Consider the following 5,975-nt stretch of genomic DNA (forward strand, 5'->3'; position numbering starts at 1 on the left):
ATGCTCATCTGTGAAGGGCCTTGAAAGCGGATGCCGTCGCGCTGGACGATGCGGGTGGTCGCAGCGGTGAGCAGCAGCAGGTCGAGATCCTCGCCCCGGGCCGGGGTGCGCGGGATCCACCCGGCCCCGATCCAGCGGGCGGCGGGGGCCTGTCCGGTCTCGGAGTGCACCCGGGCGTGGTAGTCCTCGATCAGGTAGCGCTGGACCACTGCGTCGAGCTGCTCCAGGCTCAGGGCAGGTGGTGAGGTGGGGGTGCCGCCGGTGCCGTGCGGGATGTGCCCGGGCAGGTGCGGGAGCACCTCGGTGGTGATCGTGCCGTAGAAGCGTTCGATCTTGCCCCTCCCTGCGGGACCCCGACGCGGGAGTGGATGAGCCGGATGTGGGTGTCCAGGCAGACCCGGTCCAGCCGGGTGCTGGTGAAGTCGGCCCCGTGGTCGCTGTAGAGCACCTCGGGCAACCCCTGGACCGGCCACCGCGGGTCGGGCTTGGCTCGCACGGCCTGGTGCAGGGCCAGGGCGGTCTGCTCGGCATTCGGGGCGCCGGTGAAGACGGTGTAGCCGGCGACCGCGCGGGAGTAGTCGTCGAGGATCACGCTCAGCCACGGCCGCACCGGGCGCCCCCGGTTGTCGAGGATCGCCACGTCGAGCAGGGTGTGGTCGGCCTGCCACTGCTCATTGGGCCTCACCGCCGACCGGCGGTGCACCAGCTCGTATCGGTCCCGGTAGGCGGTGTCTCCCTCCAGGGCCAGGGTGCGCAGCCCGGGGTCGATCGCGGCGATCACGCTGCGCACGCTCGAGTAGCTCGGGGGTGCCCAGCCGCGCTCCGGGGCCAGATCGCACACCCGGCGGTGGATGAACCTGGTCGTCGGCGCCGGGCGGCGCAGCGCCAGGCCTCGATCACCGCGATCAGCTCCGCAGGCAGCCGGCGTTGGCCGCGGTCGCTGCGGGCCTTGCGCTGCAAGCCGGCCGCGGAGGAGTCCGCCCGGTATTCGGCGGCCCAGCGCTGCAGGGTGCGGACCGAGACCTGGGCGTGGGCGGCGAGCCGGGTCAGCGGCACCCCCTCGTCGAGGTGCTGGCGCAACAATGCCGCTCTCTCCTGCGGACCCAGCTGCACCACCACCATCACCCCACCTGGGTCAGTCCGCCGGACCGGGCTCGGGCTCGGCGGCGGTGACCGGTCCGGCCGTCACCGGCTCCGGGGACCGCGGCGGGAGGTGACGGTAGAGACTGGTGCGCGTGATCCCGGTCTTGGCCACGATCTCCGCCATCGTGTGCCCGCTCTCGCGCAGATGCGCCGCGTAGGCCAGCTTGTCCGGATCCACCACCGTAGGCCGCCCGATCCGCCGGCCCTTCGCCGCGGCCACCGACCGGGCATGAGCAGCCCGCTCGAGGGTGTAGGTGCGCTCCATCTGCCCGAACAACGCCAGCAGCACCACCGCCAACTGCGCCATCGGATCACTCGGATTGGTGGAGTCCACCTTGATCGGGTCCGCCAGGTTGCGCACCCCCACCCCCCGCTCGGCGAGGTCATGGATCAGGTTCAAGGTGTCGCGCACCGTGCGCCCGAGCCGGTCCAGGGTGTGCACCACGATCACATCACCCTCCCGGGCGTAGGCCAGCGCCGCGGTCAGCCCGGGACGCTCCGTGGTGGCCCCGGACTTCTTGTCCACATAGATCCGCTCGGCGGCGATCCCGACCTGCCGGAGGGCATCGATCTGCCGGTCGAGGTCCTGTTTGGCCGTCGAGACCCGCGCGTAGCCCAATTCCATGCGCCCAGCGTACCGGAAGTCGGTTCCGTACGACCTAAATGGTTCAGCACTTTTGGTCCAAGTTCTGGTACAGGAATCGCCGATCGTGCACATCGGGCAAGGATCCCCACGCGGGCCGTCCCACTACCAAGGAAGTGGGACAGTCGCCCGAGAGCGATCAACACGTCGATCACCTCGAGCTCGGCCGGCCCGACGACTCCGATCGGGACGCAAGACCTCGATGCCGCCATTTAGCTCCGTCAGAACACCGCCACTTATCGATGCGGTTCACAGCTTCGATGACATCGTCGGTGATGGTCTCGAGTTGGTTGATCTTAAGCACTCGGGCGATCTGAGGGAAGAGGCGTTCGAGGAGGCGGAAGTTGCCCCGGGTGATGCGTTCGATCGCGGCGATAGCTTGAGCGTCGGTGAAGTCGTCCGGGTCAAGGGTGCGGCCGAGGCGTTTCCAATGGCGATCGAGGACGAAGAGCAGTTCATCGCGTCCTAGTGCCCGGTATCGGTGCGAAAATCCGAGACGGCTGTAGAGCTGCGGGTAGTGGCGAAACCGCTGGTCGATGCCAGGCATGCCAATGAGGATGATCGCCAAGTGGTAGCGGTCGTGCTCATCCCGGAGAAGTTCGAGTGCGGTCGGGGCCAGTCGTTCGGCCTCATCGATGATGAGCAACTCGACCCACCTGTTGGTATGACCTGAGTAGCGCCGGTGACCTTGCCGATGCTGCGCTGGTGTTCGTCGATGCAGATGCCGAGCCTTGTCTGCAGGTGTGCGATCTCATGCATGAGCACTTTGGGCCTGGGGAGCACCTCGGGGGTGTAGAACACGGTCCGGCACCGGTTCGCAGTTGCGTAGAACTTGGCGTCGTCTTCGGTTCGCGGCCCCCATTCGGTGATGAACGGTTCCACGGTGTCCCAGTGGGCATATCGGCGTGCCGACTGAGTCTTGCCGATCCCGGCGTCGCCGTGACAGATGCCGATGGTGCGTTCTTTGCGTACCGCGTTGGCGAATTCGGTGAACCGGCGATGTTCCTTGGTGATGATGAAGTTCTTGGCCATCATTCGTCCTCTTCATAGGTGCGCAGCTTGGTTGGCCGCGCTCCGGGCGCAGTGGTGCGCGGTTCGGCCCGGTCGGCGATCCGTGGGATGCGATCGTTGATGTCTTTGCGCAGCTGGCGCCGGCGGGCTCGGCGTGCGGCCTCGACTTCTTGCAGGCTTACCCGCTGGTTCGGGTGCGCCTCGTCAATGGCCACGCAGAGAAAGGTGTCGCGGTCAAAGACGCGAACTTCGGAGATGTCGCGCGGGTCGTAGCGGATCGTCACCGGGCGGCCAACGAACGGTGCCAAGGTTGGTGCGAGGTAGCGCCGGCCTTGGAAGTGGATGCCGTCACGTTGCACGGTGCGGTGTGTGGGCACCGTCAGCAGTAGTCCGTCGAGTTCATCGAGGGATTCGGGCATGCGCGGTAGCCAACCGTCACCGATCCATGCCTTCTTCGGGCTCGTCCCGATCTCCCGGTGGGTCCGCTCGTTGTAGGTGGCGATGAAAACGGCGATCGCCTGATCAAGCGCGGGTAGGTTCAAAGACGGTTCCGGTGTCTTCGCCCCTGGTGTCAGGTGTCCGGGCAGGGTGGTCAGGAGTTCGGTGTTGACCGTGCCGAAGAACCGTTCGATCTTGCCTCGGCCTTGCGGGCGACCGATGGTGGAGAAGATGGTGCGGATCTTCAGCGCGACCGCGGTGTACTCGAGGTGGTGGCTGGTGAAGTCGCTGCCGTGATCGATATAGAGGACGTCAGGTAGCCCACACATCGCCCAGGTCGGGTCGGTTTTACGCCAGATCGCCTGTCGTAGCGCCAACGCGGTGTTCATCGCCGATGGTGCCCCGGTAAAGACCATGTACCCGCAGACCGCGCGGGAGTAGTCGTCCATTACCACCGTCAACCAGGGGCGCTCGGGCGTCCCGCTGGCACCGGTGATGAGGATGTCGAGTTCGGTGTGATCGGCTTGCCACGTCGCATTCGGTCGTTCGGCGCGATGGCGAAACACCAGTTCGTAGCAGTCCCGATAGGAAGCCGGCCCCTCCAGGGCCAGCGTCACCAGGGCAGGGTCCAAAGCGTGGACGATGGCGCGGGCCGTGGCATAGCTCGGGGCCGCCAGACCTAGGCGGTCCGCTTCGGCCACGGTGCGTCGGTGGAGGGTAGCGATGCTGGGACGCGGGCGTGTGAGCGCGAGGTGTTCGAGGAACGTGACCAGTTCCGCCGGAGTTCGCCGGGACCCGGCATCGCGTCGCGGATGCGGCTCCAACACCGCGATGCCGCCTGTCTTGTAGAGCTGGTGCCAGCGTTGCAGTGTGCGCAGCCCGGTACCGGTGTCGCGGGCCAGGGTCGTCAGCGCGATACCGTCCTCGACGTGTAGCCGGAGGATGCGCCACCGCTGCGACCCGTCCATGTCACACCTGCTGGGAGACTGAGTCGCGGTCGCGGGCGGCCTGCTGGTGCCGATACAGCGTTGCCCGGGACCATCCGACCAACTGCGCGGCTTCCTCTGCCGTACGACCTTGGCCCGGGCGTCCCGGGTGATGTCGAGTTTCTCCGCGATCACCGCCGGATCAACAGGTGGACGACCGAACCGGGTACCGTTCTGTCTCGCGGCGGCGATGCCGGCATTGACTCGCTCGGTGATCAACTCACGCTCGTACTCAGCCAACGTGGCGAGCATGCCCAGCATCAACCGGCCAGACGTGGTCTCCGGGTCGATGCCATCTGAGAGCGACTGAATCTTCACGCCCTTGTCGCGCAGCAAGTTCACGGTGTTGAGGACATCAATCAGAGACCGGCCGAGCCGATCGATGCGCCACACCACGACCGTGTCGCCGGACTCGGCATAGTCCAGCAGCCGCTTCATCCCGGGGCGTTCGATCGCAGTCCGGCTACCCGAGGTCACATCCGCAAACACATCACGCTTTTGCACCCCGGAATCCACAAGCGCATCCAACTGCAACTGCGCATCTTGATTCACGGTACTCACACGGGTGTACCCCAAAAGCCTCATGTCTCGATTATGCCTCACAAACCCCTACCGAGCACCACCCTGCGACAAATTAGGGCGAGACGCTTTAGTGAGACGGGGAGGAGGCCAATTGCCCCATGAAACGGTCTCACATTCCAGTTCCTGCCGGGTGTCTCATAAAACTTTAGATTGTTGAGATCGGCATTGCGCACAAGTACCTTGTTGTCATAAGGTACTTGCATGACGGAAGATCCGGAGTTTGCGTCCCTTCGCCGAGGGCTCCTCGAGCTGCTCGCACTGGCGTCAGTTGAGCACAAAGCGAGATATGCGGCCGAGATTGTCACTGCACTGCGAGAGGTCGGATATCCCGTGCAGGAAGGGACGGTTTATCCCCTCCTGAACAAGTTGCGGCGAGCAGGCCTGGTGGATCACGAGTGGCGTGAGTCATCTAGCGGTCCGCCGAGGAAGTACCTGTCGCTCACCGCTGAAGGCAAGCAGCGGCTCACGGAGTTCCGGGCGTACTGGCAGAAGCTAACGAACATGATCGAAAGGATTGGACGATGACGAACGAAACCCCTGTATCTATGAGGCTTACTGGCCATCAGAAACCCTTCAGGCTCACTCCGAGTGCCCACCGCGAACTATTGAGCTATCTCGCTGACGCAAGAGATGAACTGGCCGATGACCCTGATGACGACGAGACTGTTCGCGACCTGGAGGTATCGATCGGCGATCAGCTTTCCGCCCTTGGAGACAACCCCGTTGATGCAGGCCAGATGCGCTCCACTCTCAATCAGGTCGGCCCGGTTGTAAGCGAGCCTGGAAAACCCGATCCGAAGGGAATCGAGGATCAGGTACCGACCTGGTGCCGCGTACTTGACGGCAAGTGGCTCACAGGGGTCTGTCTCGGAATTTCGGCCGCAACCGAAGCGAACGTCGCGTGGGTACGAGCGATCTACGTCGCCGTCACGCTTGTGGGAGGAGCGCTCCTCGCGCCGTTCAGCGAATACGTGATGCTCATTTTCTTTGGACTCTCGGTCCTCATCTATTTGACCTTGAGCCTACTGCTGCCGCCCGTGGAGTCCGTTGCCCAGTACCGCCGCCTCAGCCCTCGGCGCAACGCTGCCCGACGCTAGAACTCTGCGCCAAACATCGGTCTCAGAACAACGCCATCGAGCGCTCAAATCCACAGCCGATATCCCGGATCGGCA

The 5,975-nt window shown here is 64.8% G+C and carries 6 protein-coding genes and 3 pseudogenes; 2 read left to right on the forward strand and 7 right to left on the reverse strand.

All coding sequences use genetic code 11. The annotated features are described in order from the left end of the window. From YO9_RS18865 to YO9_RS18870, 7 genes and pseudogenes are all read right to left on the reverse strand, one after another. Positions 1 to 209 (reverse strand): annotated as a pseudogene (locus YO9_RS18865) (Mu transposase C-terminal domain-containing protein); the annotation flags it as partial. A 20-nt stretch (positions 210 to 229) separates the two neighbouring features. Then, positions 230 to 781 carry an integrase catalytic domain-containing protein gene (locus YO9_RS0114075; RefSeq protein ID WP_223286613.1) on the reverse strand — a complete coding sequence of 184 codons (552 nt, stop codon included), beginning with the start codon at positions 779 to 781 and terminating at the stop codon, positions 230 to 232. After that, on the reverse strand, positions 778 to 1,056 hold the full coding sequence (locus tag YO9_RS0114080) for a hypothetical protein (RefSeq protein WP_262925706.1): 279 nt from the start codon (positions 1,054 to 1,056) through the stop codon (positions 778 to 780). Before YO9_RS0114080 ends, YO9_RS0114075 begins: the two co-directional genes overlap by 4 nt. Positions 1,057 to 1,135: 79 nt before the next feature. Further along, positions 1,136 to 1,768, reverse strand: coding sequence for a recombinase family protein (locus YO9_RS0114085; RefSeq protein WP_016998066.1), 633 nt, complete (start codon positions 1,766 to 1,768; stop codon positions 1,136 to 1,138). A 259-nt stretch (positions 1,769 to 2,027) separates the two neighbouring features. Continuing rightward, a pseudogene (locus YO9_RS0114090) lies at positions 2,028 to 2,818 on the reverse strand (AAA family ATPase); the annotation flags it as partial. Continuing rightward, positions 2,818 to 4,203: a Mu transposase C-terminal domain-containing protein gene (locus YO9_RS0114095; protein ID WP_031273380.1), complete on the reverse strand. Its 1,386-nt coding sequence runs from the start codon at positions 4,201 to 4,203 to the stop codon at positions 2,818 to 2,820. The pseudogene YO9_RS0114090 and the gene YO9_RS0114095, both read right to left, overlap by 1 nt. Position 4,204: 1 nt before the next feature. Continuing rightward, a pseudogene (locus YO9_RS18870) lies at positions 4,205 to 4,806 on the reverse strand (recombinase family protein). A gap of 198 nt (positions 4,807 to 5,004) precedes the next feature. Between YO9_RS18870 and YO9_RS0114100 the strand changes: the two are divergent. Together YO9_RS0114100 and YO9_RS0114105 are read left to right on the forward strand one after the other, a co-directional pair. Beyond that, on the forward strand, positions 5,005 to 5,328 hold the full coding sequence (locus tag YO9_RS0114100) for a PadR family transcriptional regulator (RefSeq protein WP_016998069.1): 324 nt from the start codon (positions 5,005 to 5,007) through the stop codon (positions 5,326 to 5,328). Next, positions 5,325 to 5,900 (forward strand): PspC domain-containing protein, encoded by a 576-nt coding sequence (locus YO9_RS0114105; protein ID WP_016998070.1) that lies wholly within the window; start codon positions 5,325 to 5,327, stop codon positions 5,898 to 5,900. The genes YO9_RS0114100 and YO9_RS0114105 overlap by 4 nt, the downstream gene beginning before the upstream one ends. Positions 5,901 to 5,975: the final 75 nt, after the last annotated feature.

The sequence above is a fragment of the Kocuria atrinae C3-8 genome, assembly GCF_000286355.1.
Taxonomy (GTDB): Bacteria; Actinomycetota; Actinomycetes; order Actinomycetales; family Micrococcaceae; genus Kocuria; species Kocuria atrinae_A.

Excerpts from the sequence above, each read along its gene's own strand:
- YO9_RS0114085 (WP_016998066.1), bottom strand. The coding sequence starts at position 1,768 with ATGGAATTGGGCTACGCGCGGGTCTCGACGGCCAAACAGGACCTCGAC.
- YO9_RS0114105 (WP_016998070.1), top strand. The coding sequence starts at position 5,325 with ATGACGAACGAAACCCCTGTATCTATGAGGCTTACTGGCCATCAGAAA.
- YO9_RS0114095 (WP_031273380.1), bottom strand. The coding sequence starts at position 4,203 with ATGGACGGGTCGCAGCGGTGGCGCATCCTCCGGCTACACGTCGAGGAC.
- YO9_RS0114100 (WP_016998069.1), top strand. The coding sequence starts at position 5,005 with ATGACGGAAGATCCGGAGTTTGCGTCCCTTCGCCGAGGGCTCCTCGAG.